This is a genomic window from Franconibacter helveticus LMG 23732 (genome assembly GCF_000463115.2).
Classification (GTDB): Bacteria; Pseudomonadota; Gammaproteobacteria; order Enterobacterales; family Enterobacteriaceae; genus Franconibacter; species Franconibacter helveticus.
The window spans coordinates 16293-41210 of the sequence record NZ_AWFX01000006.1 but is presented as its reverse complement, the minus strand read 5'-3'; the positions used below and the strand labels follow the sequence as shown (position 1 = coordinate 41210).

General features: G+C 57.5%; 22 protein-coding genes and 1 riboswitch. Of the genes, 8 read left to right on the top strand and 14 right to left on the bottom strand.

Translation table 11 applies throughout. The features are described 5' to 3' along the window. Positions 1-25 precede the first annotated feature (25 nt). From ubiA to malK, 5 genes are all read right to left on the bottom strand, one after another. The gene (gene ubiA / locus DW56_RS02020; protein WP_024553578.1) at positions 26-898 is read right to left on the bottom strand and encodes a 4-hydroxybenzoate octaprenyltransferase; all 873 of its coding nucleotides are present in this window, start codon (positions 896-898) and stop codon (positions 26-28) included. A gap of 11 nt (positions 899-909) precedes the next feature. Further along, on the bottom strand, positions 910-1407 hold the full coding sequence (gene ubiC / locus DW56_RS02015) for a chorismate lyase (RefSeq protein ID WP_024553577.1): 498 nt from the start codon (positions 1405-1407) through the stop codon (positions 910-912). A gap of 177 nt (positions 1408-1584) precedes the next feature. Further along, a complete protein-coding gene (gene malM / locus DW56_RS02010) occupies positions 1585-2565 on the bottom strand; it encodes a maltose operon protein MalM (protein ID WP_029697207.1) in 981 nt (326 codons plus the stop codon). Between the two features lie 122 nt (positions 2566-2687). Then, entirely contained in the window at positions 2688-4007 is a 1320-nt protein-coding gene (locus DW56_RS02005) for a maltoporin (protein WP_024553575.1), read from the bottom strand. A gap of 42 nt (positions 4008-4049) precedes the next feature. After that, positions 4050-5159: a maltose/maltodextrin ABC transporter ATP-binding protein MalK gene (gene malK / locus DW56_RS02000; protein WP_024553574.1), complete on the bottom strand. Its 1110-nt coding sequence runs from the start codon at positions 5157-5159 to the stop codon at positions 4050-4052. A gap of 370 nt (positions 5160-5529) precedes the next feature. Between malK and malE the strand changes: the two genes are divergently transcribed. The 3 genes from malE to malG all read left to right on the top strand — a co-directional run bounded on the left by malE (position 5530) and on the right by malG (position 9270). Further along, positions 5530-6720 carry a maltose/maltodextrin ABC transporter substrate-binding protein MalE gene (gene malE / locus DW56_RS01995; RefSeq protein WP_024553573.1) on the top strand — a complete coding sequence of 397 codons (1191 nt, stop codon included), beginning with the start codon at positions 5530-5532 and terminating at the stop codon, positions 6718-6720. Between the two features lie 102 nt (positions 6721-6822). Next, the gene (gene malF / locus DW56_RS01990; protein ID WP_024553572.1) at positions 6823-8367 is read left to right on the top strand and encodes a maltose ABC transporter permease MalF; all 1545 of its coding nucleotides are present in this window, start codon (positions 6823-6825) and stop codon (positions 8365-8367) included. Between the two features lie 12 nt (positions 8368-8379). After that, positions 8380-9270 (top strand): maltose ABC transporter permease MalG, encoded by an 891-nt coding sequence (gene malG, locus DW56_RS01985; RefSeq protein ID WP_024553571.1) that lies wholly within the window; start codon positions 8380-8382, stop codon positions 9268-9270. An 85-nt stretch (positions 9271-9355) separates the two neighbouring features. Here malG and psiE read toward each other — a convergent pair whose 3' ends face one another. Further along, positions 9356-9769, bottom strand: a complete 414-nt coding sequence (gene psiE / locus DW56_RS01980; protein ID WP_024553570.1) for a phosphate-starvation-inducible protein PsiE — start codon at positions 9767-9769, stop codon at positions 9356-9358. A gap of 149 nt (positions 9770-9918) precedes the next feature. On the opposite strand from psiE, the gene DW56_RS01975 reads away from it, so the two are divergent. From DW56_RS01975 to DW56_RS01965, 3 genes are read left to right on the top strand one after another with little or no spacing between them, the layout of a single operon-like run. Continuing rightward, a complete protein-coding gene (locus tag DW56_RS01975) occupies positions 9919-10572 on the top strand; it encodes an aspartate/glutamate racemase family protein (protein ID WP_024553569.1) in 654 nt (217 codons plus the stop codon). After that, a complete protein-coding gene (locus DW56_RS01970; RefSeq protein WP_024553568.1) occupies positions 10572-11096 on the top strand; it encodes a GNAT family N-acetyltransferase in 525 nt (174 codons plus the stop codon). Before DW56_RS01975 ends, DW56_RS01970 begins: the two co-directional genes overlap by 1 nt. Continuing rightward, entirely contained in the window at positions 11083-11553 is a 471-nt protein-coding gene (locus DW56_RS01965; protein WP_024553567.1) for an acyltransferase, read from the top strand. The genes DW56_RS01970 and DW56_RS01965 overlap by 14 nt, the downstream gene beginning before the upstream one ends. 80 nt (positions 11554-11633) lie before the next feature. Here DW56_RS01965 and DW56_RS01960 read toward each other — a convergent pair whose 3' ends face one another. The 5 genes from DW56_RS01960 to pgi form a co-directional block, all read right to left on the bottom strand. Continuing rightward, complete coding sequence (locus DW56_RS01960; protein ID WP_024553566.1) at positions 11634-13730, bottom strand: YjbH domain-containing protein; 2097 nt, start codon at positions 13728-13730, stop codon at positions 11634-11636. Next, the gene (locus tag DW56_RS01955; RefSeq protein ID WP_024553565.1) at positions 13730-14464 is read right to left on the bottom strand and encodes a capsule biosynthesis GfcC D2 domain-containing protein; all 735 of its coding nucleotides are present in this window, start codon (positions 14462-14464) and stop codon (positions 13730-13732) included. Before DW56_RS01955 ends, DW56_RS01960 begins: the two co-directional genes overlap by 1 nt. Further along, complete coding sequence (locus DW56_RS01950) at positions 14461-15099, bottom strand: YjbF family lipoprotein (RefSeq protein ID WP_024553564.1); 639 nt, start codon at positions 15097-15099, stop codon at positions 14461-14463. Before DW56_RS01950 ends, DW56_RS01955 begins: the two co-directional genes overlap by 4 nt. Before the next feature lie 61 nt (positions 15100-15160). Further along, a complete protein-coding gene (gene yjbE, locus DW56_RS01945) occupies positions 15161-15406 on the bottom strand; it encodes an exopolysaccharide production protein YjbE (protein WP_024553563.1) in 246 nt (81 codons plus the stop codon). 367 nt (positions 15407-15773) lie between these two features. Beyond that, positions 15774-17423: a glucose-6-phosphate isomerase gene (gene pgi, locus DW56_RS01940; protein ID WP_024553562.1), complete on the bottom strand. Its 1650-nt coding sequence runs from the start codon at positions 17421-17423 to the stop codon at positions 15774-15776. A gap of 546 nt (positions 17424-17969) precedes the next feature. Then, positions 17970-18163: riboswitch (Lysine riboswitch) on the top strand. 109 nt (positions 18164-18272) lie between these two features. Between pgi and lysC the strand changes: the two genes are divergently transcribed. Next, complete coding sequence (gene lysC, locus DW56_RS01930) at positions 18273-19625, top strand: lysine-sensitive aspartokinase 3 (RefSeq protein WP_024561943.1); 1353 nt, start codon at positions 18273-18275, stop codon at positions 19623-19625. A gap of 21 nt (positions 19626-19646) precedes the next feature. Here the strand turns inward: lysC and DW56_RS01925 are convergent, their stop codons facing one another. The 3 genes from DW56_RS01925 to DW56_RS01915 are packed head-to-tail and all read right to left on the bottom strand — an operon-like array spanning position 19647 to position 22798. Beyond that, on the bottom strand, positions 19647-20432 hold the full coding sequence (locus tag DW56_RS01925) for a nucleotidyltransferase domain-containing protein (protein WP_024553559.1): 786 nt from the start codon (positions 20430-20432) through the stop codon (positions 19647-19649). Positions 20433-20436: 4 nt separating this feature from the next. Next, a complete protein-coding gene (locus DW56_RS01920; RefSeq protein WP_024553558.1) occupies positions 20437-21663 on the bottom strand; it encodes an RtcB family protein in 1227 nt (408 codons plus the stop codon). Further along, positions 21653-22798, bottom strand: coding sequence for a slipin family protein (locus tag DW56_RS01915; protein WP_024553557.1), 1146 nt, complete (start codon positions 22796-22798; stop codon positions 21653-21655). Before DW56_RS01915 ends, DW56_RS01920 begins: the two co-directional genes overlap by 11 nt. A gap of 481 nt (positions 22799-23279) precedes the next feature. Here DW56_RS01915 and rtcR point away from each other — a divergent pair, with 481 nt between their 5' ends. Continuing rightward, positions 23280-24869 (top strand): RNA repair transcriptional activator RtcR, encoded by a 1590-nt coding sequence (gene rtcR / locus DW56_RS01910; RefSeq protein WP_024553556.1) that lies wholly within the window; start codon positions 23280-23282, stop codon positions 24867-24869. Positions 24870-24918 lie beyond the last annotated feature (49 nt).

Below are 24918 nucleotides of genomic sequence, written 5' to 3'. Positions count from 1 at the left end.
CCTTTTTTATTTCACGCAGCGACCGTCACAATCGCCAGTAACTTACCGCCAGCCCGATAAACAGCGCCAGGCCTACATAGTTATTATTGAGAAACGCCTTAAAGCAGGCGTCGCGATCGCGTCCGGCAATAAGCTTTTGCTGATACACAAACAGCGCTGCCGCCACGACCATCGACAGATAAAAGGCCATGCCCAGCCCATTCAGCCAGCCGATCACCGCCATCAACCCCAGCACGGCAATCTGCAAAAGGCCGATAATCAGTTTGTCGTACCGGCCAAACAAAATAGCAGTCGATTTCACGCCGATTTTTACATCGTCATCACGATCGACCATGGCGTACTCGGTGTCGTAAGCCACCGCCCACAAGATATTCGCCAGGAACATGAGCCAGCAGCTAAGCGGCACCGACTCGCTTACGGCGGAAAACGCCATCGGAATAGACCAGCCAAACGCCGCGCCCAGCACCACCTGCGGCAGATGGGTGTAGCGCTTCATAAAGGGGTACATCCACGCCAGCGCCAGCGCCGCGACGGAGAGCAAAATGGTCATCAGGTTGAGCGTTAGCACCAGTGCGAACGAGAGCAGCACCAGCACCACAAACAGATTTTTGGCCTCTTTTTCCGTTACCGCGCCGCTTGGCAGCGGCCGGTTGGCGGTACGCTTTACATGGCCATCGAATTTACGGTCGGCATAATCGTTTACCACGCATCCCGCGGCGCGCATCAACCAGACGCCCGCCACAAACACCGCCAGGATCCACAGCGGCGGCACGCCCGGCGTCGCCACCCACAGCGCCCACAGGGTCGGCCACAGCAACAGCAACGCGCCAATCGGCTTGTCGGTTCGCATCAGGCGGTGATAAGCGAGCAGCTTATTGTGCGTCAAACTCCACTCCATTTTTCTTCCTCTTAATACAATGGCGATGCAGGCAAAAACAGTTCAGTGAGCAGTAACGGTTTGCCGGAAAGACGCAGCCGGGAGCGGCGTCCCCACAGGTCGTCGCTGCGGCCCGGATGGATAAAATCCCGCGTCAGGGTCGATGAAGTAAAAAGATAGCGCCCCAATGGCGTTTCCCCCAGTTTTTGCAGGGCTATTTCCGGTCCATTGAGTGTAGACTCGGGCACCACGGTGCGCCCGACGAGCCAGGGCTCGCCGTCGCCGCACAGCACGATTTCCCGCAGCCAGTAGCGTGCTTCCTGCGGCAGCCACTCGCGCTCCTGCGCAATCTCCTGCGAGCCGACAAAACCTTCAAATAGCCGCTCCACGCTTACGCGCCGGCAGTGCTGTTCAAAGCGTTTGGTCATGGAATCTTCCAGCATCAGCCAGTCGAGCAGGTTCTCATCCAGGGAGGCGGTATCGGTTGTAAAAGACAACGCGCGAAGCTGCATCAGCGCGGGGTGGGACATGCATCATTCTCCGGGGCGATTTGACGGGGCATTGTAGCGCAGAAAAAGCGTAAGGTGGCGGCCAAACCCCCTTTGGCGAACAAAAATGCAACAGGAGAGCAACAAAAAGCGGCGGCAATAAAAAAGGTGCGCCGAAGCGCACCAGGTCTTGCAAGCATCAGCAATGCGGGGAGACGATCACCCCTTGCCTTTTACACTGCTGATAAAAGTTTGACGGGCGGAGGTTGAACCCAGACGCTCGGCTTCATTCAGCAGTTTCAGGGCCTTGTCGACATCCCCTTTGGCGACCGCTTGCTTAATGGCCTGATTAAAATAGGTTTCGGTGTCGTTCAGCACCGGTTCGCTCTTCGCCGCAGGCGCAGGGGCCGCGGCTGGCGCCGGAGCAGGCGCGGCGTAAGCCGTTGCTGGCGCTGGCGCAGCAGGCGCCGGAGCCGCATACGCGGTGGCAGGGGCTGCGGTGTTGCCAACCGTGACAGAGGCCTGGCCGGAAGAGCCAAACAGCGGGCCGACCAGAATGCTGGAACCGGAGTTAGTGCTTACTTTCAGCTTCAACGTGCCGTCGGTGGTGTGACGGGCAACCGGGTCGGCGATATCCGGCACCGCGTTGCCCACGCCTTTGGCATAGGCTTTCGCCGGGTTGGTCATCGTCGTGGTGCGCGTTAAATCCTGCGGCGTGGTGAAGACCAGCAGATAAAGTTTTTGCTGACCCAGCGCAGGCATCAGCTTAACGGTGCCTTCAAGACGGTCTTCAGAAACGACGCCCGGCTCTTTATAAGCAAAATAGCTGCTCGGGAAATAGGCGGCAGGCTGAAGGTTTTGGTCCAGCACCAGCAGGTTCGGCGCGAAAATCGATCTTTGTTTTTCGCCAACGCTTGTCAACGTGATAGTCAGTTCGCCGATATTGGCCGGCACGCTGTAAGCCACCACTTTGCCGCTAATGCCCGGCACATTCAGCGTTTGACCCGCCGTCGCAATTTGCGTGGTCTGCGTTTGGGATTGCGAGACCGGCGTCCAGGTCAGGCGCTGTAACTCACCGGCCGGGATAGCCGGTGCGGCGGAGGTGTTCTGCGGCACGATATTGACATCCGCGAAGCTGACGACAGGCGCGCCCGCGAGCAGCCCTGCGCTTAAGCATAATGCGACGAGACGTTTTTTCATTTTTATGACCTCGAATAGAAAGGGAAACGGTAGCCAGGCAATAGCGCGTTTCCCGAAAATCGGTGCTTTCAATGAGGGGTAAGAGGGGCTTTCGCCCCTCTTGTTGCTACGATACCGTGTGATTACCACCAGATTTCCATCTGGGCGCCAAAGCTCCACTCATCGTTATCGCCGCGGCTGCTGTTACCGTACTGAGTGAAAGTACCAGAGGTAACGGCCTCAGTAGTCGTGGATCCGTTAGACGTTTTAACATAACCCCATTTCTCATCCCACTTCGCATAGGTCGCGAACACGCGGAGCGCCGGACGAGACCAGATGCTGTCGCCTGCCTGCCACTGTTGCGCAAGGGTGATTTTGTACTGGTTATTGGTTTCATCAACCTGCTGAGATTTGACGTTGTCATAGCCGACTTCCAACAGGGTACTCATGATTGGCGTCCACTTGTACATTGGGCGAACACCCACAGTCCACCAGGTGTTGCCGCGATTGTTGTCGCGGTCGGTGTCCTGATACATGGCGACATACATCATGTCCCAACGATCGCCCATGGAAATGGAGCCATGGTCAAGAATACGGATCAGGCTGCCGTCATTATCTACCGCACCGCCGCGAGCCTGTCCTTTACCTTGGGAAATCATAGAGTCGGTCGCGTACTGAACCACAAATTTGTTAAAGCCAGTGCCGATAGTCTGGGTATGTTCTGCAGTGAACATCCAGCCATCTTTGGACGCGCCCGGCTGCAGATAGTAGTCATCCGGAATATTGGTATGGCCGTAATCAACCCCTAACTCCAGAGCGCCGTTCGGGTTGGTCTCGATACCAGACCAGCGAACGTCAAAGACATCATTTGGCACTTCGTTATTGTAAGTACGTACGCCGGTATCTGCATTGCGATCGCCAAAGGCTGAAGAACCGCCCTGTTCGCTCGAGCGGGTCGCCGCCAGGGCAAGCTTACCTACACCAACATCGATATTTTCGATGCCTGCGCCCGGGCCAGAGATATCCCAGTAGTAGAAGTCGATCATGTGAACGTCATGACGTTGATAGAAACGCTTACCTGCCCAGATATTGGCACCCGGCAGAGAATCGATCAGGTTTTTACCAACAACGTTAAATTCACGAATCGCAGGAGTTTCACTATTTTCCCAATCGTTAATCTGTGAGGATTTATAAGCGATGTTTGAGTCAAAATAGAAACTCTTATCGCCTTCTTTCCACACTTCCTGCCCTAATTTGATTTCCGCATAGGTTTCACATTCGTTACCCAGACGGTATTTAGCATCAGCACCTGTTGCCTGAAAACATTCTTGCACGCCGCCACTACCTGTCCAGCCAATGCCGGAACGGGCATAACCTTTGAAATCAACCGCGCCTGCCTGAGCAGACAAAATGCCTGCCATAACGGCGACCGCCACGGGGAGTTTGCGCAGAGTAATCATCATTCTATCTCCTGAGATCATTGCTTTTCTTTGTAATCGGAATGCTTAAACACCCGGCTCTTTATGAAGCCGACGACAAGCGGTGCCATCTTCTCGGAACAGATGGCAACGCTCCGGCGGTAAGCCGATGGCGAATGTGGCACCCTCTTGTACCAACACGACGTCGTTCTGGCGGTAAACCAGGTTCTGACGCAGGGCCGGGATCTGGATATGTATCTGAGTCTCATGGCCGAGTTGTTCGACCACCTGCACTTCGCCTTCAAGCGTTACGTCAGCAATATCGCTTGGCAGCAAGTGTTCGGGGCGGATGCCAAGGGACATATTGGCGCCCACGTTCACTCCCTCGCTGTCTACCGGTAGCCAGACATGCTGGCGGTTCGGCAGTTCCACCTGCACCTGATCGATGGCGGTGGCGGTGACTTTCACCGGCAGGAAGTTCATTTTCGGCGACCCGATGAAGCCCGCCACGAAGCGGTCCGCCGGGTAGTGATAAAGTTCAAGCGGTTTGCCCACCTGGGCGACGCGGCCGGCGTCGAGCACCACGATTTTGTCGGCAAGCGTCATCGCTTCGACCTGGTCGTGGGTGACGTAAATCATCGTGCGCCCCAGGCGCTTGTGCAGGCGGGAAATTTCAATGCGCATCTGCACGCGCAGCGCGGCGTCCAGGTTGGAAAGCGGTTCGTCGAGCAGAAACACGCCCGGCTCCGCCACCAGCGTACGGCCAATCGCCACGCGCTGGCGCTGGCCGCCGGACAGCGCTTTCGGCCGACGGTCAAGCAAATGCGCAAGCTGCAACACTTCGGCGACCTGCGTCACCTGCTGGTTGATGGTCGCTTTCTTAACGCCCGCGAGCTTTAAGCCAAAGGACATGTTTTCAGCGACGGAAAGATGGGGATAAAGCGCATAGGACTGAAACACCATGCCCACGCCGCGCTCAGATGGCGGCACGTCGTTCATCCGTTTTTGCCCGATATGCAAATCGCCGCTGGTGATGGTTTCCAGCCCGGCTATCATGCGCAGCAGCGTTGATTTGCCGCAGCCGGAAGGCCCGACAAATACCACGAACTCCCCTTCGGCGATATCGAGATTGATGTCTCTGGACACCACCACATCGCCCCAGGCTTTAGTTACATTACGCAACTGAACGCTTGCCATCCCTCTCTCCCTTTTAACTACCAATTTTTCACTGAAAACAGCCAGGATGGCGTGACTATGCGGTATTCACAAAATGGATAAATCCTCCACCCCCTGGCTTTTTTATGGGGGAGGAGACGGGAGGATGAGGGCTTCGGCTCTGCCACGCCAGGCCGCGGCTGGCGGGCTTTTTCGTGATGCAGCCTTCAAAAAACGAGGCGCATTTGCGTGCGCTGCGCCACATAACCTGAATTTATGCAATCGCGATCACACTCTGAGGGGGTGGGGCGTAGAACAAAGGAGGATGAGAAGCGCTTGTCAGATGCCCAGACTGGTACAGGTAAAGCCATTACGTGTATCCACGCGCAAACCCTCAAAAAGGATGGGAGTTATGAAAATTAAAACCGGCGCACGCATCCTCGCACTTTCCGCATTAACGACGATGCTGTTCTCTGCCTCTGCACTCGCCAAAATTGAAGAAGGCAAACTGGTCATCTGGATCAACGGCGATAAAGGCTATAACGGCCTGGCCGAGGTCGGTAAGAAATTTGAAAAAGACACCGGCATCAAGGTGACGGTGGAACACCCGGATAAGCTGGAAGAGAAATATCCGCAGGTGGCCGCCACGGGCGACGGCCCGGACATTATCTTCTGGGCTCATGACCGTTTTGGCGGTTACGCGCAGTCTGGCCTGCTTGCGGAAGTCAGCCCGGATAAAGCGTTCCAGGACAAAATCGTACCGTTCGCCTGGGATGCCGTGCGCTACAACGGCAAAATCATTGCCTACCCGGTAGCGGTGGAGTCTTTGTCGCTCATCTATAACAAAGACCTTGTGCCAAACCCGCCGAAAACCTGGGAAGAGATCCCGGCGCTGGATAAAGAACTGAAAGCGAAAGGCAAGAGCGCGCTGATGTTCAACCTTCAGGAACCCTATTTCACCTGGCCGCTTATCGCCGCGGATGGCGGTTACGCCTTTAAATATGCCGACGGCAAATATGACGTGAAAGATGTGGGCGTGGACAGCGCGGGCGCCAAAGCGGGCCTGACCTTCCTGGTCGACATGATCAAAAACAAAAACATGAACGCGGACACGGATTACTCCATCGCCGAAGCGGCCTTTAACAAAGGCGAAACCGCGATGACTATCAATGGCCCGTGGGCGTGGACCAATATCGACAAGAGCAAAGTGAACTATGGCGTGGCCGTCCTGCCGACGTTCAAAGGCAAGCCGTCCAAACCGTTTGTCGGCGTGCTGAGCGCGGGCATTAACGCGGCAAGCCCGAACAAAGAGCTGGCGAAAGAGTTCCTGGAAAACTACCTGATGACCGACGAAGGGCTTGATCAGGTCAACAAAGACAAGCCGCTCGGCGCCGTGGCGCTGAAATCTTTCCAGGCGAAGCTTGAGAAAGATCCGCGTATCGCCGCCACCATGAAAAACGCCGAAAACGGCGAAATCATGCCGAACGTGCCGCAGATGTCCGCGTTCTGGTATGCCGTTCGTACCGCTGTGATTAACGCGGTAAGCGGCCGTCAGACCGTCGACGCGGCGCTGAAAGACGCGCAGGGTCGTGTCGCTAAGTAACTTGCCCCTGGCGGGCGGCGCGTTGTCCGCCCGCATTAACCCGACGGCCAGATGCCGTCGCTCAGGCAACACAAGTATTCATTGCTGTTGAGGAAGAACCCCATGGATGTTGTTAAAAAGACCCACTGGTGGCAAAGCGATGCGCTGAAATGGGCGATTGTCGCGCTGCTCGGTCTGCTGGTGGCTTATCTTGTGGTATTGATGTACGCCCAGGGGGAGTACCTGTTCGCCATTATGACGCTGGTGTTGAGTTCCGCCGGCCTTTATATCTTTGCAAACCGTCGCGCCTACGCCTGGCGCTACGTCTATCCCGGCTTTGCCGGCATGGGGCTGTTCGTCCTCTTCCCGCTGGTCTGCACTATCGCCATCGCGTTTACCAACTACAGCAGCACCAACCAGCTCACCCAGGAGCGCGCGCAGGAAGTGTTGATGGACCGCAAATACCAGGCGGGGAAAAGCCTGAATTTCGGCCTCTATCCACAGGGGGACAAATGGCAGCTGGCGTTAACCGACGGCGAAAGCGGCAAAAATTATCTCTCCGACGCCTTCAGTTTTGGCGGCGAGCAGAAGCTTGCAATGAAAGAGGCGCAGGCGCTGCCCCAGGGCGAACGCGCGACGCTTCGCGTCATTACCCAGAACCGCCAGTCGCTGAACCAGATAACCGCCGTGCTGCCAGACGACAGCCAACTGGTGATGAGCTCGCTGCGCCAGTTCTCCGGCACCCGGCCGCTTTATACGCAGGCTGAAGACGGCACGCTCACCAACAACCAGAGCGGCGTGAAGTATCGTCCAAACAACGACATCGGTTTTTACCAGGCGATCAACGCCGACGGCAACTGGGGCGATGAAAAACTCAGCCCTGGCTATACCGTCACCATCGGCTGGGATAACTTTTTGCGCGTCTTTACTGATGAAGGCATCCAACAGCCCTTCTTCGCCATCTTCGTCTGGACGGTGGTGTTCTCGGTGCTGACGGTGCTTTTAACCGTTGCGGTCGGCATGGTGCTGGCCTGTCTTGTGCAGTGGGAAGCGCTGAAAGGCAAAGCGGTATACCGCCTGCTGCTGATACTCCCCTACGCCGTGCCGTCGTTTATCTCTATCCTTATCTTCAAGGGGCTGTTTAACCAGAGCTTCGGCGAGATAAACATGATGTTAAGCGCGCTGTTCGGCATTAAGCCCGCCTGGTTTACCGACCCGACCACCGCGCGCACCATGATCATCATCGTCAACACCTGGCTTGGCTACCCGTACATGATGATCCTCTGCATGGGCTTGCTGAAGGCTATTCCGGACGACCTTTATGAAGCCTCGGCGATGGATGGCGCCGGTCCGTTCCAGAACTTCTTTAAAATCACGCTGCCGCTGCTGATTAAGCCGCTAACGCCGCTGATGATCGCAAGCTTCGCCTTTAACTTTAATAACTTCGTGCTGATCCTGCTGTTAACCAACGGCGGGCCGGACCGTCTCGGCACCACCACCCCCGCAGGCTACACCGACCTGCTGGTGAGCTACACCTACCGCATCGCCTTTGAAGGCGGCGGCGGTCAGGACTTCGGCCTCGCTGCCGCCATCGCCACGCTGATCTTCCTGCTGGTGGGCGCGCTCGCGATTGTTAACCTCAAAGCCACGCGCATTAAGTTCGATTAAGGAGGACGACACATGGCTATGGTTCAACCGAAATCCCAGAAGCTGCGCCTGCTGGTGACTCACCTGCTGCTGCTGGCGTTTATCGCCGCCATTATGTTTCCGCTGCTGATGGTGATCGCCATTTCGCTGCGCCCCGGCAACTTCGCCACCGGCAGCCTGATCCCGGACCAGGTTTCCTGGGAACACTGGAAACTGGCGCTCGGCTTTAGCGTGACGCATGCCGATGGCCGCGTGCTGCCGCCCCCCTTCCCGGTGCTGCTGTGGCTGTGGAACTCGGTGAAAATCGCAGGCATCACGGCGGTGGGCATCGTGGCGCTCTCCACCACCTGCGCCTACGCTTTTGCCCGCATGCGCTTCGCCGGGAAATCGGCGTTGCTGAAAGGGATGCTGATATTCCAGATGTTCCCTGCGGTGCTGTCGCTGGTGGCGCTCTATGCGTTATTCGACAGGCTCGGTCAGTACATTCCGTTTATCGGCCTGAACACGCACGGCGGGGTGATCTTCGCCTATCTGGGCGGCATTGCGCTGCACGTCTGGACGATCAAAGGCTATTTCGAAACCATCGACGGGTCGCTTGAAGAAGCGGCGGCGCTGGATGGCGCGACGCCGTGGCAGGCTTTCCGCCTGGTGCTGTTGCCGCTTTCGGTGCCTATCCTTGCGGTCGTGTTTATTCTGTCGTTTATCGCAGCCATTACCGAAGTACCGGTCGCCTCGCTGCTGCTGCGTGATGTGAACAGCTACACGCTGGCGGTGGGAATGCAGCAATACCTCAATCCGCAGAACTACCTGTGGGGCGACTTTGCGGCCGCGGCGGTGCTTTCCGCTATCCCTATCACTGTGGTCTTCCTGCTGGCGCAGCGCTGGCTGGTTAGCGGCCTGACGGCGGGCGGCGTGAAAGGTTAAAAAGTTTCATCATTGTTGTGCCACTGTAACCCTCAGTCTTATCCCTGACTTGTGATGTTTTTTGGCGGCCCGCGGGCCGCCATTTTTATTCCCGCTTCAGGCGTTTCGAGTTACACAGCCACAAGGCCAGCACCAGCAGCAGGATGGCGCCGGAGTAAACCAGCACGTCCATTGGCGATTTATGGTCGACGATAATCAGCCGCACAATGGCGGTAATGCCGATGTAAACAAAATAGCGCAGCGGAAAGTGAAAGCCGGACTGGAAATATTTCACAATCAGGGCAATAAACTCAAAGTAGAGAAAGTAGACCACCAGCCCTTCCACCAGCTCATATTTGCTGGCCTGCTCGTTGGGCGAGAAAAGCACATCGGCAAGGTGCAGCGTCTCCTTGCCAAGAAAAATCACCAGTATCAGCCCGAGGCTTAGCAGCCCCAGGTTAAGCACCGTCTGAAGGATGGTAGAGATAAGCTCCACCCGTGCACGCGAAGAGATGAACATCATGGCAACACCTCGTTTTCTGCGATCCCGAGGCTGTTATACGGGAAAAATGTGACGTAGATCCATATTTTTTGTTTATCTTTTGCGCAGGCCGTTTCGCTCTACCACAGTTAATGGTTTTGTTACGCATTATTTTAAAAGGGAAAACGATGAAAATTGCCTGTCTGCATACGGCGCAAAGCAACGTAGACGTTTTTGAACACGCGGCGCGGGAAGTGGGTATTCCGGCAGGAACGTTGAGCCATCAGGTTATGCCGCACCTGCTTGCGCAGGCGGAAGCGGCGGGCGGCATGACGCCGGAGATTGAAAAAGAGACCATCGCCGCGCTGGCGGAGCTGCGTACCGATGCTGATGTGGTGTTGCTCACCTGCTCAACGCTGGGTTCGGCGGCAAACTACCTGGCGCAGGATCCGGGCATTGTGCGCGTTGACCTGGCGCTGGCGCAGGAAGCGGCAGCGGCACGCGCGGGCGGGCCTGTCGTGGTGCTGTGCGCCGCCCCCACCACCATCAAACCTACCGCCGCGCTGTTTCGCGCCGTGGCGCCGAACGCGCCGCTGGCGGTGGAGCTGATTCCCGGGGCCTGGGATGCATTTAAAGCAGGCCAGCTTGAAGCGTACTTTGCAATGATAGCCGAACGGGCGCAGCAGGCGCTGGATGAAGGCGCAGGCTGCGTGGCGCTGGCGCAGGCTTCTATGGCTGGCGCAAAAAGCCGGATTACGCACCCGAAAGTGCTGACCAGCCCGCACAGCGCGCTGCATCGCGAGTGGACGCGGCTTCAGTCTATTTTCGGTGCGCAGGCCTGATGGAACTGCTATTTCGCCGCGCCACTGCCAGTGACGCCGCGCTGCTCAGCGAGATGGGCTTTCGCACCTACCGTCATCATTTCGCGCATCTGTGGAACAGCGAAAACGAGCTGAGCGCGTTTCTTGAGGCGGAATATAGCGTGGCGGCGCTGCAACAAAGCCTGAACACGCCCGGTGTGCGCTGGCTGATTGCCGAAGCGGCGCAGCCGACAGGCTTCGCGAAACTCTCCTGGCGCAGGCCCGTGCCGGAGCGTAACCAGACCGGCGCGTTGCTGCACAAGCTCTATCTGATGCCTGGCGAAACGGGCAAAGGCTACGGCGAAGCGTTCTGGCAGGCGATCCTTCGCGAAGCGCGGGCCGAAAATGAGACCTGGCTCTGGCTGGAGGTGCTGGAAGCGAATGCGGGCGCGCGCCGCTTTTACGAGGCTCGCGGTCTGAAGATGCTCACTCAGACCCTTTTCAGCAGCGCCACGCAGCAGAGCGTGCTGTTTATTATGGGGAAAGCGCTTGATGACAATGCCTGAGACACCCACGCGCCGCAGCGTCGGCGTGAAAAACGTTACCGTGGGCCGCGACGTGGTGATTTACGAGCCAGCTAACCTTTACGGTTGTGAACTGGGCGATGGCGTATTTATCGGGCCGTTTGTCGAGATCCAGAGCCACACCCGTATTGGCCGCGGCACCCGCGTCCAGTCGCACGCGTTTATTTGCGAGTCGGTGACCATTGGCGAACGCTGTTTTATCGGCCACGGCGTGATGTTCGCTAACGACATGTTTCGTGAAGGCAAGCCCAACCCGGACCGTGAAAGCTGGGGGAAAATCGTGATTGGCGATGAGGTGTCGATCGGCAGCGGCGCGACCATTCTTGCGGTTTCTGTCTGCGACGGCGCGGTAATTGGCGCGGGCAGCGTAGTCACCAAATCGATTAGCGAAAAAGGGGTTTACGCTGGCAACCCGGCCCGGCTTTTACGCCGCTTGTAGCGTTATCTGAAAGCGAAACGGCTTGCTGACTCTCCCCTCTCCCCGGCGGGGAGAGGGTCAGGATCAACGGCTGCGTCGCCTTAACGGAAGTTCACGCTCTTATCGCTGGTCATGCTGTAGAGATCAAACTTGCGTCCCAGCATCTGGCCGCCGTCACGGGTAAGCGGGGTCCAGCCAATCGCTGCGCGGCTGCGCGTGGCGCCGCCGGAGAAGAGATCGAACGGCACCGAAACGTATACCCCTTTGGTGAAGTCCCCTTCGCCATATTCATCCGGCGAGACGTTAGTGATAGTGGCGTAAGCGCCCACCACAATGCCGCTGTCGAAGTGCTTAGCAACCTCCAGCGTGCCGCCTTTATCGCCTGCCAGATACTGGCCGACGCTCGCTTTAATCAGCACGTCCTGCGCAAATGACGGCGTCCAGTAAGCGGTCAGATGCCCGGTTTTCACGCTGTAGTCGGTAAACTTCATCATGTTCTGCGGACTGGTCCAGTCGCGCTGCTTCACATAGTTTGCATCCAGACCGAAGGCCCAGTTGCTGTCTACCGGACGGTAAAGCACTTCCGCGCCCGCGCCGCCGTACATGGTTTCCAGATAACCGCCATAAACCTGGCCGTACCAGCTATTGCCCAGGTACTGGAAGTAGTTCGCCTGCGCGTTGTTCACGTAATAGTTATTTTCTACGTAATCACGCACGTGGGTACGCACACGCGGCAACGCCGAGTCGTTCGGCGGGTTGGTGTAGTTAAATTTGTCGTAGTTATTGGCGATATTGGCGAACAGGCTGCCGGTCGTCAGCAAGTGATCGGTAAGCCACAAATCTGCCGTCGCCATCACGCCGACCTGGTACATGTAGAAGCTTTCCGGCCCGCCGAAAGACTGGTTCAGCACCGGGTTGAGCGAGAAGTTAAAGCGCGATTTCTCAATGTACCAGCCCTGCTCGGTGCTCTGCGGCACTATAGGCTCCATGCGTTTTTGCGCCAGCTCGGTTTCATGGCCGAGCGGCTCGCCCTCCAGATGGCGTTTCAGGCTCGCGACGTCTGTTTCCGTGGTTACCTGCGGCATATTCAGGCGCGTTTCGGTTACGCGAATGGTGCGCACCCCTTCTGGCAGATCGTTCATGATGATGCGGTTCGCGCGCTCGATGCCTTCCTGCGAGTCGCGGTATTTGAACTGCTCGCCGGTGACATAAAGCGTGTCGCCTTTCACCTGGATCTGCGGGTTGTTCAGCCCGGCGTTGTATTTGAGCGAGGTAAGCTGGTTCGCCACCACGCTGTGCTGAAGGATCTCCTCCTGCGGCTGCGGCTGGTATTCCGGGCGGCGATTATCGTTGTAAGAAGGGCGCAGATCGTTGAAGTTAGTGCGTAATGTAAAGCCGAACATCAGCGTGTTGCCGCGCTCATAGCTCAGGTTTACGTCCGCCCAGTCGGCGACGCGATAAATCGCGCCGACGTTAAATTTGCTCTTCTGGTCGATTTTACCGGCAAAATCTTCGCTGTAGTTGTTGCCTTCGTACTCAAGCTTCAGGCGCAGCGGCTGCCACGGCGTCTGGTACTCCACGCCGCCAAAGATTGCCGCCGGGCCATGGAACATGGCGCTGCCGTCGATGGAGCCCGCTTTCTGGTAGCTCGGGTCGCGGTAGCAGAACTTGTCGTCATATTCGCAGAACGGGTTTTTAACGTTGCCGCTGGTGCCAAGGTAGCCCCAGCCCAGGCCGAGCGAGAAATCAAACGGCCCCCAGGCTTTATTGGCCACGATGTATTCGCCGTCGAACAGCCCCGTACCGCCCAAATCTCGCGCCCCCACCGCCACCTGCGGCAGAAAGTAGCTCTCTTCCCACAGCCGCAGCTTCACATCGAAGGCTTTATCTTTATAGGTCTGGTTGCCGGAAAACGACTCGACGCTGCTGTAGTTTCTGGTTCGAACGTCCGTATAGCGCAGCGTGGTTTCCAGCCAGGGGAAAAGCTGAACAGAAGCCGAGTAATAGCGGTACTGGTCGTTATCACGGTAGTTGAGACTCAACTCCCCTTCCCGCGCCATGCGCGCCGTGGGAGTTTGCATCAGGCCCACGCCGCCGAAGTCGGACTGCGAAGGGCCGACCGGCGCGGGGTACGTTTCGGCATGACAGGCGCAGGAGACCGACAGCGCCAGCAAACTGTAAAAATAGCGTTTCTTCATCAATCCGGTATCCGCTGCGTCAGGGAGCGAAGTATTTGCTCGTTCAGATCGTCATAAGAAGAGGTAAAAGTGTGCTCTGCGAAACCCAGGTAGATAATGCTGCCGGGCATCGGCTCCACGTGACGTTTGTTCCAGTAAGCGACGGGGACGTTTTGCGTGCGTCCGTCGGGGTAGACCACCCAGGCGTAGCTGCGCTCGCCGCCGCTAAGCCGGCTGACTTCATCCAGATAATCGGCCACCGACTTTCCCGGCGTGAACGGTTTCGGGCCAGGGGAACTTACCAGACCCATTAGCGTAACCGTGGTGGGCTGCGGCCCGACCCACAGCGAGTATTCGCCTTCCAGCGGCACATTGTTGCTCGGGCTTACCCGCACGCTGTCCGGATCCAGATTAATAAACTGGCGGCCTGTCACTTTCAGCGCAGCGAGTTGCTGGCGCACGCTGTTGATGGCGGCGGCGTCATCCGCGTCTTCATCAGCCGCGAGCGCCGCCAGCCTTCCCAGCAGCGCCTGATGCTGCTGCTGCGCGACGGCGCTGGCCTGACGTTCGCTAATCACCGCGCCCGGCCACCAGCTTTGCGCAAGCTGCGGCTGGGTAACGAGGTCAGCGAGCTTCTGCGCGCCGGTCACTTTCAGGGGCTGTGTGTGTTCGGGATAAACCGTAATGGTGCCTGCGGCGAACGCCGACAGGCTGCCGAGGCTTAAAATCAGTGAGGCGAGGGCTGCTATTTTCATTCTTTTGCTGCCTTCAACAGGATGGTGGTAACCGGGAAATAACCTGCGCCAAGGTACTGTTTCGACTGGCGTACAACGCCTTCGCTGTCGACCCAGTAGCGGTTATGCCAGCTTGCCGCTTGCGTGACGACCTCTTCGTCCAGCACGCGGACCGGCGTGGATTCGCTCCCCACCTGCACGCTGTCTGTGCCGTCCCAGGTAAACGTGGAGCGCGCCGTGGCATAACGCGTCTGGCCGTTCTCCGTCCAGCCCATCACGCGCGTCCAGCCTGCACCGTCAATAATCTGGTTCGCTTTCAGTAAAGGATCGTCGCTGATGTTCGTTACGCTTATCAGGTTGTCGCGCAGATTAACGGTTTTCACCAGCCGCCCGTGCTGGGTTATCAGCGTGGCGTGGTCCTGGGTCACCCATTTTTGTTGGCCGTTTTCTGAAAACGCCAGCACCACAAACAGCTGCGGACCGTTGTTTAGTGTCATGTACTGGCTGGCGTAAGGCATATTTTGAATATCTTCGTCTGTCAGATGGACGCCATCGGCGCCCGTGACGCCACGCCAGAAAGAGGTTGCCATTCCTTTGATATTGGAGGAACAGGCCTGGAGAAGCAGGCAGAGCATCACAATCGCGAGTCGCTTCACGACATTTCCTCAGGGTCAAAATAACCACACCGTAGTGTGGTTATGGTTAAAGCACCGAAGGTTACTGCGTGGTGCTGGTGGTGGTTGTGGTGGTGGTCCCGGTGTTAGAACCGTCGCCGCCACCGGTCGCAGCGAGCGCTACGCCGACAACCGACCCGACAGTGCTGGTTGTCGTTGCAGTAGACGTACCTACCGACACCGACGTCGCCGCCGCACCCGCCGCGTCACCGGTGGCTACCGGCTCCGCGTTGGCCGCAGTCGCGCTCAGCGCTGCTATGGCAAAAATGCCATAAACGATTTTTTTCATAACAATTTCCCTTCATTGAATGAATGGAGATGTGCCCGAAAGGGTTTCAGGCGCCATCGAGTATACACAACAACGCGCGCAGGTTTATGGCATCGGGAAATAGGCGGCAGGTTTTAGGATAAATAGATAAAATCAAAACGCTGGACGCAAAAATTTAATTAAAAAATAATTATTTTCAGTGACTTAAAATATATTCCAGGCACGGGCTTATCCGGATATTCCTAAATCGCCAGGATAAACGGAAAGCGTGAAAAGACTTTTTCAGATTAACCTCAAAGCTCACCGACGGCAAAAGGCGCGCAACGGGATTTATCTGATAAAAAAAATGCCGGCGCTCAGGCCGGCATTATTTCGCATAACGCGTTAATTACGCGCGCCACGCTTTATAACGGTTAATCAGGCCGTTGGTAGAACTGTCGTGGCTGTTGATTTCCTGGCTGTCGCCAAGCTCCGGCAGGATACGGTTGGCAAGCTGTTTGCCAAGCTCCACGCCCCACTGGTCGAAGGTAAAGATATTCAGGATCGCGCCCTGGGTGAAAATCTTATGCTCGTAGAGCGCAATCAGCGCGCCCAGGCTGAACGGGGTGATTTCACGCAGCAGGATAGAGTTAGTCGGGCGGTTGCCTTCAAACACTTTAAACGGCACCACGTGCTCAAGCTGCGCCGGGTCTTTACCCTGGTCGCGGAATTCCTGCTCCACAACGTCGCGGGATTTACCAAACGCTAACGCTTCGGTCTGCGCGAAGAAGTTAGAGAGCAGCTTCTGGTGGTGATCGGAAAGCGGGTTATGGGTGATAGCCGGCGCGATGAAATCGCACGGCACCAGCTTGGTGCCCTGGTGGATCAACTGGTAGAAAGCGTGCTGGCCGTTGGTGCCCGGTTCGCCCCAGATGATAGGGCCGGTCTGGTAATCCACCGGATTGCCGTTGCGGTCGACAAACTTGCCGTTGGATTCCATGTTGCCCTGCTGGAAGTAAGCGGCAAAGCGGTGCATGTACTGGTCATACGGCAGAATGGCTTCGGTTTCGGCGCCAAAGAAGTTGTTGTACCAGATGCCGATAAGCGCCAGCAGCACCGGCAGGTTTTGTTCAGGCGCGGCGGTGGAGAAGTGTTTGTCCATCTCATGCGCGCCGCTGAGCAGTTCAACAAAGTTGTCGAAGCCCACGGAGAGAATGATAGAAAGGCCGATAGCAGACCAGAGCGAGTAGCGCCCGCCGACCCAGTCCCAGAACTCGAACATGTTAGCGGTGTCGATGCCGAAATCGCCAACCGCTTTGGCGTTAGTGGAGAGCGCGGCGAAGTGTTTCGCTACGTGCTGCTGGTCGCCTGCGGTTTTCAGGAACCAGTCGCGCGCGCTGTGGGCGTTGGTCATGGTTTCCTGGGTGGTGAACGTTTTAGACGCCACGAGGAACAGGGTAGATTCCGGGTTCACTTTCTTCAGCACTTCGGCGATATGGGTGCCGTCTACGTTAGAAACAAAGTGCATGTTGAGATGATTTTTATACGGGCGCAGCGCTTCGGTCACCATGAACGGGCCTAAGTCGGAGCCGCCGATGCCAATGTTCACCACGTCGGTAATCGGCTTGCCGGTATAGCCTTTCCACTGCCCGGAGATGATAGCCTCAGAGAAGGTTTTCATCTTCTCCAGCACCGCGTTCACTTCCGGCATAACGTCTTTGCCGTCAACCAGGATCGGGGTATTGCTACGGTTGCGCAGCGCGACGTGCAGTACGGCGCGGTCTTCGGTGCGGTTAATCTTTTCACCGGAGAACATCGACTTGATGGCGCCCGCCAGATCGGTCTCTTTCGCCAGCGCTTGCAGCTTGCTCAGGGTCTCTTCGGTAATGCGGTTTTTGGAGTAATCGACCAGCATCAGGTCGTTGAAAGTGGCGGAGAATTTGCTGAAGCGGTCGGCGTCTTTCGCGAACAGATCGGCGATTTTTACATCTTTCATCTCGGCATAGTGCTGCTCTAACGCCTGCCATGCGGAGGTCTGCTTCGGATTGATGTTTTTCATAGCAATACTCTTGTGATTTGAGAATTGAAACTGCGGTCGATTGTAGCGCTTGTGGCTGGAATTGTGATGATTTTTATCATGACGCGGCCAGGCGCCGCCGTGCCGGCTAAGACGAAAGTATAGCCGTTATAAGTTATTTTCCTGGCAGGCGGCGCAACATGAAAAATCCCCATGACCGTATCGTTGACAATAACCCCGCCAACCCTTTATTTATGAATAAGTCCCGGCGCGATGCGTGTCATCGGCCGGTAAGTTTTAGGTTGTTTCGGTGTCACGCTGTGCCCACTGAACAAACCTGATACTCCAGCATTTCGTTTTGCCGCAAGACGGCGACGCAGCGAATCCCCAGGAGCATACAAAAGTATGTGACTGGGGTGAGCGAGGAAAGCCAACGCCGCGGCAGGAAAAAGCGAAGAGTATCCTGATACTCCAGCATTTCGTTTTGCCGCAAGACGGCGACGCAGCGAATCCCCGGGAGCATACAAAAGTATGTGACTGGGGTGAGCGAGGAAAGCCAACGCCGCGGCAGGACGAAAGGCGCAGAGTATCGCCAGAAGAGGCGCGTCGCCCAGGTACCGTGTCTGAGGAGCCCATCCGCAGACGGCACGAGAGGGGGAGCGACGCCGAGGTAGCGTGGCGTCTGGCAACGTTCGCTATCGGCTACAGGGGCTGAATCCTCTGGGTTGTCACCCGAAACGTCCGCAGTCGAACGTTTCGCAAGGTGGAGCGCTTCTGGGTGTATGTGGTTGTGGTTTTCCCGCCTGCGTCCGCCCCCTTACCGCTCTCTCCTTGTTCCAGGGCTGAATACTTTATACGCCATACGCTATGGCCCCCTGACACGAGGTTGTTATGACAGATTCTTTAGTGGTCGCTAAATTTGGCGGCACCAGCGTGGCCGATTTCGACGCCATGAACCGCAGCGCCGACGTGGTGCTTTCCGACGCCGCCGTGCGCCTGGTGGTGCTTTCCGCTTCCGCAGGCGTTACCAACCTGTTGGTGGCGCTGGCCGAAGGGCTGGAAGCGACCGAGCGCTTCGTAAAGCTCGACGCCATCCGCAAAATTCAGTACGACATTGTCGATCGCCTGCAAAACGCGACGGTTATCCGCGAAGAGATTGACCGCCTGCTGGAAAACATCGCCACGCTTTCTGAGGCCGCGTCGCTCGCCACCTCCCATGCCTTAACCGACGAACTGGTCAGCCACGGCGAGCTGATGTCCACGCTGCTGTTTGTTGAGATCCTGCGCGAGCGCAACACAGAAGCGCAGTGGTTCGACGTGCGTAAAGTGATGCGCACCAGCGACCGCTTCGGCCGCGCCGAGCCGGACGTGGCGGCGCTGTCAGAGCTTGCGGCTTTACAGCTTAAACCGCGTCTGGCTGAAGGGCTTATCATCACCCAGGGCTTTATCGGCAGCGAAGCGAAAGGGCGCACCACCACCCTTGGCCGCGGCGGCAGCGACTACACCGCGGCGCTGCTTGGCGAAGCGCTACAGGCGAGCCGCGTCGATATCTGGACCGACGTGCCGGGCATTTACACCACCGACCCGCGCGTAGTGCCTGCGGCGAAGCGCATTGATGAAATCGCCTTTGAAGAAGCGGCCGAGATGGCGACCTTCGGCGCGAAAGTGTTGCACCCGGCCACGCTGCTGCCCGCCGTGCGCAGCGATATTCCGGTATTTGTCGGCTCCAGCAAAGATCCGAAAGCGGGCGGCACGCTAGTGTGTAACGAAACCGCCAACCCGCCGCTGTTCCGCGCGCTGGCGCTGCGCCGCAAGCAAACGCTGCTGACGCTGCACAGCCTGAACATGCTGCACTCACGCGGTTTTCTCGCCGAGGTGTTCAGCATCCTGGCGCGCCACAATATTTCCGTTGATCTCATTACCACGTCGGAAGTGAGCGTGGCGCTGACGCTGGATACCACCGGCTCCACCTCAACCGGCGATACGCTGCTGACGCAGGCGTTGCTGACGGAGCTTTCTTCGCTCTGCCGTGTGGAAGTGGAAGAGAACCTGGCGCTGGTGGCGCTGATAGGCAACAACCTCTCCAAAGCCTGCGGCGTGGGCAAAGAGGTGTTTGGCGTGCTGGAGCCGTTCAACATTCGCATGATTTGCTACGGCGCCTCCAGCCATAACCTCTGTTTCCTGGTGCCGGGCGCTGAAGCGGAACAAGTCGTCCAGAAGCTGCATCACAACCTGTTCGAATGATAAAAAAATGGCCTGACAGCGTCAGGCCATTACCGTTTGATAAAGCAGTCTGTCTAATATGCCCGCTTGCGCACGCTCGCTTTGCGGCAGTTCTGAAGGCGTCTCTCCACGCGCCAGCTCTGCGGCGATAAAAGCGTGCAGGCGGGGCATCGGCAAGCCATATTCCGCCTCGCCCGCACGCTGTTTCCTCGCCAGCAATTCGTCTATTTCCCGGCGCAGCAGCGGGTCATCCACCGTCACGTCCAGCAGGTCGGCAAACCGCATCGGCGGCGCGCCCTTTCCTGCCTCAATCCAGCGAACCGCCAGCAGCGGGCGCAGCACATAGAAGTATTTCTTCAGCCGCACCTGTTCGCCCTGTAAGTAGCCGCGAAAGTTTTTACGCGCCATGGAATAGTAATGCCAGCGCGCCCGGTCGGCGGAGAACCACAGCGGCACCTGTTCGCGCAGCGCGCCGATGGAGGTTTCATCCTGTTGGTAGACGATGGGCGAATCAAGCCACTCGATAAGCGTCGGGTTGGCGCGTTTGAGCAGCCCCAGCGCTTTCCGCCACTCCCAGCCGCAGACATCCAGCGTGTCGTCTATCGGCAACTCAATAACATCGCGCGGCGCGTCGACCCGCAAATACCACTCCGGCGGGTGAACATAGAGAAAACGCACGTCGTAGTCGCTGTCCGGCGAGGCGAAGCCCCAGCCCCGGCTGCCTGATTCGCAGGCGTAAAGCACCTTTACGCCATATTGCTGTTCCACTTCTTTCAAAACCTGCCGAACGCGTTCGCGCATGGCGGTACTCACGCCGTTGTGTTCCATTTTCTTATCCTTTTACGCAAACCACCTGGCGCAGCGTATGCACTATCTCCACCAGTGACGACTGGGCGGCCATCACCGCGTCGATATCTTTATACGCCATCGGGATTTCGTCGATAACATCGCTGTCTTTACGGCACTCTACGTGCGCCGTGGCGCGGATCTGGTCTTCCACGGTAAAGCGCTTTTTCGCCGCCGTTCGGCTCATGGTGCGCCCGGCGCCGTGGCTACAGGAGCAGAAGCTCTCTTCGTTGCCGAGACCACGGACGATAAAGCTTTTCGCGCCCATCGAGCCTGGAATGATCCCCATCTGCCCTTTCTGCGCGGAAACGGCCCCTTTGCGCGTTACCAGCACATCTTCACCGAAGTGACGCTCTTTCTGCACATAGTTATGGTGGCAGTTAACCGCCTCCTGCTGCGTCATGAACGGCTTGTTTATCACCTGCGACAGCGCCGCCAGCACGCGGGACATCATCACTTCGCGGTTATGGCGTGCGAAATCCTGCGCCCATTCGACAGCCTCGATGTAATCCGCGTAGTGCTTGCTTCCCTCTTCAAAATAGGCAAGGTCGCGGTCCGGCAGATTCGCGATATGGCGCTGCATGTCTTTCTGGGCCAGCGCAATAAAATGCGTGCCGATGGCGTTACCCACGCCGCGTGAACCGCTGTGCAGCATCACCCACACCCGCTGCTGCTCGTCCAGGCAAACTTCAATAAAGTGGTTGCCGGTCCCGAGCGTTCCCAGATGCTGATAGTTATTGGTTTTCAGCAGCTGCGGATATTTATCGGTGATGCGCTTAAAGCGCGGCGCAAGGTGCGCCCAGTGCGTATCGACTTCCTGCGGCGCGCGGTTCCACGCGCCTTTATCGCGCTGGCCGCGTGCGCTGGTGCGCCCGTGAGGCACGGCGCGCTCAATGGCGCTGCGCAGCCCGCTGAGGTTATCCGGCAGATCGCCCGCCGTCAGCGAAGTGCGCACCGCAATCATCCCACAGCCGATATCCACCCCTACCGCTGCGGGAATAATAGCCCCTTTGGTTGGGATAACGCTGCCGATGGTCGACCCTTTCCCGAGATGCACATCGGGCATGACCGCCAGGTGACTGAAGATAAAAGGCATCTTCGCGGTTTTCAGCAGTTGTTCGCGCGCTTCCGCTTCTACCGGCACGCCGTTGGTCCACATTTTTACCGGCGCGCCGTTTTCACGCGCCAGCAGTTGGTAATCGTTATGCTGCATTTGAATTTCCTTTAATGTTTACAAGGCCGTGCAATACCTGGTCCAGACCGCCGAATACCGAGATTTTATCGATGCGCTCCGCCACTCTTTCGAGCGTTTCCAGCTCTTTTAAGCGCAGCGCCACCGGGTTGTTCTCCATCACTTTGGCCGTATTCAGCAGGGAGCGCGTCGCCGCCGTCTCTTCACGGCGTCGGATAACGTTGGCCTGCGCGGATTTCTCCGCCTCCACCAGCCGCGACAGAATGGTTTTCATATCGCCTGGCAACACAATGTCTTTCACGCCTGTCGACGCCACTTCGATGCCGAACGGCGCCATGCGCGCCACTACCTGCCCGCTCACCACGTCGTCGATTACCTGCTTGTTCTCCAGCAGCTCATCAAGGGTGCGGGTGCCTACCGCTTCACGCAGCGCAAACTGCAATTCGCGATACAAATGCTCCAGCGGCTTCGCCAGCTGGCTGTATGCCTGCAATACGTCGTGATAGCGCCAGTTTGCGCCAAGGTTAATGCGCAGGTTTACTTTATCTTTGGTGAGGATCTCCTGGCCGGAGACTTCCATCGCCTGCAAACGCGTATCCACCACTTCCGCTTCCACCAGATGGTTGATTTTCCAGTATGCGCTCAAGCCGGGCGGCAGAAGCGCCTGGGTTTCACCGTCGATTTTCAGCACGCCGACGTGCCAGGCCGGCACCTGCACCGTCAGGATCGCCTCACGGCCTTTCACCGCCTCGTTGCGTCCGCGCGGCTGCAATACGGCATTCATTACGTCGCCAGGGAGATGAACATCCCGGGTATCCATACGCTTGACGTGCAGGCTGTCGCCATCGCGCCAGAACAGACGGCGCGCGCCAGGCGGGATAATTTCAAGCAGTACGCCATTGCGATAAAGCGCGGCGGTTTCCTGCTCAGCGGTATCTACCGCCAGCGCATATTTCTCCACCCACTCCGGCTTAAAGCGGCGCAAATAGTCGCTAAGATCCGGCGCCACGTCGTCGCCGTTCAACGCCACCAGCGTGACGTCCGGACGGGCGAACCAGGGCAGACGATGCTCGCCTGCTTCCAGCACCTGGTAAAAATCGCCCTGTTTCGCCAGTAAACCTAACTGGCCTTTTCGAATAGTGATTTTGTTATTCATTTTTATCTCCCTGTTTTTTTCACTTACTGGCGCGGATGCGGATGCGGAGCCGCAGGGAAACACGCCGTCGCTGCCTGCGCGTTTTGCCTGCGACCCGGCGTCGTTACCGGCGCCAGTTCGGGGCGGCCATAAACAACCTGACCACCGGGCACTGCTTTCATAGCTCTCTGGAGAAGAGGTGGCGAATTCAGGATTCGAACCTGATAAAACCGACTTTTCGCAAAATGTCTTTCCACTGGCGGAACGCCCCCTGGATAACGTTTTACCGTTCCCGGTGCGCCGGCGAAGGCGATACCTTCTGCGAGCCCAGCGTGCTGACATCATAGTTATTGCCAGAAGCGTGCCAGTTTCGGATAAGGCAGAAATAAAAAATTAACGCATTGATTTTTAATGGTTAAAAAAATAAATCGTTACACGTGAACAGGCACCAGTAAGCTGGTAATTTATATTTAAATATCGGCTTTTATTTTTCAGGATAAACATGCAAAAGCGGCGGGTGGTGATTGGCGTGCTGGGCACGGTGCTGGATAAACGCGGCAAGCGGGAGAACCGCTGGAAAAAGTGGCGGCCTACCGTCGGCCTTTGCCAGCAGCCGGGGTTTACTGTCGACCGGCTGGAATTGCTGCATCAGCCGCGCGATAAGGGCATGGCGGAACAGCTTAGCGAGGATATCGCTGTGGTTTCGCCGCAAACGGACGTGCGCTGTCACCCCATCACTATTCTCGACCCGTGGGACTTCGAAGAGGTGTATGCCGCCTTTCTCGACTTCGCTACGCACTACGCTTTTGATACTGAAAATGAAGAGTATCTGGTGCACATCACTACCGGCACGCATGTGGCGCAGATCTGCTGGTTCCTGCTGACCGAAGCGCGCTACTTGCCTGCCAGCCTGTTGCAAACCAGCCCGGCCCGGGGCGAGGCGACGGATGCCGAAAAAGCGGCGGGCACCAGTTCGGTTATCGATCTGGATTTGAGCCGCTACGCCACGCTCACCAGCCGCTTTCAGCGCGAACAGCAGCAGTCGGTCTCGTTTCTGAAATCAGGCATCGACACCCGCAATGCAACCTTTAACCGCCTTATTGACCAGATAGAGCGCGTGGCGCTGCGCTCCACCGCCCCCATTCTGCTTACCGGCCCCACCGGCGCAGGCAAGTCGTTTCTGGCAAAGCGTATCTTCCAGCTGCGCCAGGCGCGCCACCTGGTGCAAGGACGGCTGGTGGCGGTGAACTGCGCCACGCTGCGCGGCGACAACGCCATGTCTACCCTGTTCGGCCACGTCAAAGGCGCCTTTACCGGCGCGCAGCAGGCGCGGGCAGGCTTGTTGCGTGAAGCGGACGGCGGCGTGCTGTTTCTGGATGAGATAGCCGAACTGGGCCTTGATGAGCAGGCGATGCTGCTGAAGGCCATAGAAGAAAAAACTTTCCTGCCATTTGGTTCCGATAAAGAGGTTCGCAGCGATTTTCAGCTTATCGCCGGGACGCATCGCGATATGACGAAATGGGTTGCCGAAGGGCGCTTTCGCGAAGATCTTTATGCCCGTATCAACATGTGGGCTTTTGCGCTGCCGGGCCTTGCCGCGCGGCGCGAAGATATCGCGCCGAATGTGGAATATGAATTGCAGCGCTTCTGCGCCGAACAGCAATCGCTAATCCGCTTCGATAAACCCGCCCGCGAGCAATACCTCGACTTTGCCTGCTCGCCCCAGGCGCGCTGGCCGGGCAACTTCCGCGAACTGGGCGCGTCGGTAGCGCGCATGGCGACGCTGGCGGACCAGGGACGCATTACGCAAGCGGTGGTGGCGGAAGAAGTGCAGCGGTTGCAGCAAAACTGGCGCGCTACGCCCGGCGGTGTTGATCTTCCCCTCGACCCGGCGACCCTTGATCTCTTCGACCAGGACCAGCTGGCGGCGGTGATTGCCGTCTGTCGCCGCTGCGACTCGCTTTCGCAAGCGGGACGGGAGCTTTTCGCCGTCTCGCGGCAAAAAAAGACAAACCCTAACGATGCCGATCGCTTGCGCAAATACCTGGCGCGTTTCGGACTTAGCTGGGAGAGTGTGAAACGCGCCGAATAACGGCTTTTTATCCGCGCTTTTAAATACGCTGTTTCTGCGTTCTGGCAGT

Coding starts and splice junctions, on each gene's coding strand:
- psiE (WP_024553570.1), bottom strand. CDS start 9,769: ATGTTCATCTCTTCGCGTGCACGGGTGGAGCTTATCTCTACCATCCTT.
- yjbE (WP_024553563.1), bottom strand. CDS start 15,406: ATGAAAAAAATCGTTTATGGCATTTTTGCCATAGCAGCGCTGAGCGCG.
- lysC (WP_024561943.1), top strand. CDS start 18,273: ATGACAGATTCTTTAGTGGTCGCTAAATTTGGCGGCACCAGCGTGGCC.
- pgi (WP_024553562.1), bottom strand. CDS start 17,423: ATGAAAAACATCAATCCGAAGCAGACCTCCGCATGGCAGGCGTTAGAG.
- malG (WP_024553571.1), top strand. CDS start 8,380: ATGGCTATGGTTCAACCGAAATCCCAGAAGCTGCGCCTGCTGGTGACT.
- malM (WP_029697207.1), bottom strand. CDS start 2,565: ATGAAAAAACGTCTCGTCGCATTATGCTTAAGCGCAGGGCTGCTCGCG.
- malE (WP_024553573.1), top strand. CDS start 5,530: ATGAAAATTAAAACCGGCGCACGCATCCTCGCACTTTCCGCATTAACG.
- DW56_RS01970 (WP_024553568.1), top strand. CDS start 10,572: ATGGAACTGCTATTTCGCCGCGCCACTGCCAGTGACGCCGCGCTGCTC.
- DW56_RS01965 (WP_024553567.1), top strand. CDS start 11,083: ATGACAATGCCTGAGACACCCACGCGCCGCAGCGTCGGCGTGAAAAAC.
- ubiC (WP_024553577.1), bottom strand. CDS start 1,407: ATGTCCCACCCCGCGCTGATGCAGCTTCGCGCGTTGTCTTTTACAACC.
- malF (WP_024553572.1), top strand. CDS start 6,823: ATGGATGTTGTTAAAAAGACCCACTGGTGGCAAAGCGATGCGCTGAAA.
- DW56_RS01960 (WP_024553566.1), bottom strand. CDS start 13,730: ATGAAGAAACGCTATTTTTACAGTTTGCTGGCGCTGTCGGTCTCCTGC.
- malK (WP_024553574.1), bottom strand. CDS start 5,159: ATGGCAAGCGTTCAGTTGCGTAATGTAACTAAAGCCTGGGGCGATGTG.
- DW56_RS01925 (WP_024553559.1), bottom strand. CDS start 20,432: ATGGAACACAACGGCGTGAGTACCGCCATGCGCGAACGCGTTCGGCAG.
- DW56_RS01955 (WP_024553565.1), bottom strand. CDS start 14,464: ATGAAAATAGCAGCCCTCGCCTCACTGATTTTAAGCCTCGGCAGCCTG.
- DW56_RS01920 (WP_024553558.1), bottom strand. CDS start 21,663: ATGCAGCATAACGATTACCAACTGCTGGCGCGTGAAAACGGCGCGCCG.
- rtcR (WP_024553556.1), top strand. CDS start 23,280: ATGCAAAAGCGGCGGGTGGTGATTGGCGTGCTGGGCACGGTGCTGGAT.
- DW56_RS01975 (WP_024553569.1), top strand. CDS start 9,919: ATGAAAATTGCCTGTCTGCATACGGCGCAAAGCAACGTAGACGTTTTT.
- DW56_RS02005 (WP_024553575.1), bottom strand. CDS start 4,007: ATGATGATTACTCTGCGCAAACTCCCCGTGGCGGTCGCCGTTATGGCA.
- ubiA (WP_024553578.1), bottom strand. CDS start 898: ATGGAGTGGAGTTTGACGCACAATAAGCTGCTCGCTTATCACCGCCTG.
- DW56_RS01915 (WP_024553557.1), bottom strand. CDS start 22,798: ATGAATAACAAAATCACTATTCGAAAAGGCCAGTTAGGTTTACTGGCG.